The sequence below is a fragment of the Streptomyces sp. NPDC007162 genome, from assembly GCF_040634175.1.
Classification (GTDB): domain Bacteria; phylum Actinomycetota; class Actinomycetes; order Streptomycetales; family Streptomycetaceae; genus Streptomyces.
In genome coordinates, this window is the sequence record NZ_JBEYFC010001047.1 from 1 (window position 1) to 1166 (window position 1166).

1 pseudogene is annotated in these 1166 nt (G+C 66.6%); it reads left to right on the forward strand.

Annotated elements, in window-relative coordinates:
- Nucleotides 1-528 precede the first annotated feature (528 nt).
- Nucleotides 529-1166, forward strand: a pseudogene (locus ABZ646_RS47045) (pyruvate dehydrogenase (acetyl-transferring), homodimeric type); the annotation flags it as partial.

Sequence of the window (1166 nt, forward strand, 5' to 3'; positions counted from 1 at the left end):
GCTCTTCGACGGCGGCCGGCTGGACTCGGCCGAGGCGGGTCGGCTGGTACTGCCCGGACCGGAACTGCGCGACTGGCGTTTCGTCACCGAGCAGGCGGCCGCCTCCTGATCATGTCTTGGTGATGAACTCAGCCACGCGCGTGCGCGAAGCATTGGCCGTAGTCCACACGGGCGGGGCGGATCGCGCAAGTACCCGGCCGTTCAGACCGCCGAAACGGTGACGATCCCGGCCGTGTCGCCGCAACTCCCGGCACCGTATCGCGAACAGCTGTGACACACACCACTCCCTTTTGCCCGCAATATACCTTTCGGAATCATCCTCACACACGGTGGTCGAACGAGTTTGCCAAGCGCGTCACACCCCGGGCGTATCGTTGCGTTTTGGCCGGTCCCGAGTTACCTCGCGGTAGAGATGACGTGCGCCGCCCCGAGGTGGACGATGGACAGCGGTGCAGGCCAAGCACAGGAAAACAGCGAAAAACAGGGAAAAACAGGGAATCAGTGGCCCTCTGACAGGTAAGGAACAGCGTGGCTTCCGGATCCGATCGCAACCCGATCATCATTGGCGGCCTTCCGAGTCAGGTTCCTGACTTCGATCCCGAGGAAACCCAGGAGTGGCTCGACTCGCTCGACGCCGCCGTGGACGAGCGCGGCCGGGAACGGGCCCGCTATCTGATGCTCCGCCTGATCGAGCGGGCGCGCGAGCGACGGGTGGCCGTGCCCGAGATGCGCAGCACGGACTACGTGAACACGATCCCGACCCGGGCCGAGCCGTTCTTCCCGGGCAACGAGGAGATCGAGCGCAAGGTCCTCAACGCGACCCGCTGGAACGCCGCCGTGATGGTCTCGCGCGCACAGCGGCCGGGGATCGGCGTCGGCGGGCACATCGCCACCTTCGCCTCCTCCGCGTCCCTCTACGACGTCGGCTTCAACCACTTCTTCCGCGGCAAGGACGACGGACTCGGCGGCGACCAGGTCTTCTTCCAGGGCCACGCCTCCCCCGGCATCTACGCGCGCGCGTTCCTGCTCGACCGGCTCAGCGAGGCCCAGCTGGACGGCTTCCGCCAGGAGAAGTCGAAGTACCCGGACGGCCTCTCCAGCTACCCGCACCCCCGCTCGATGCCGGACTTCTGGGAGTTCCCGACGGTGTCGATGGGCCTCGGCCC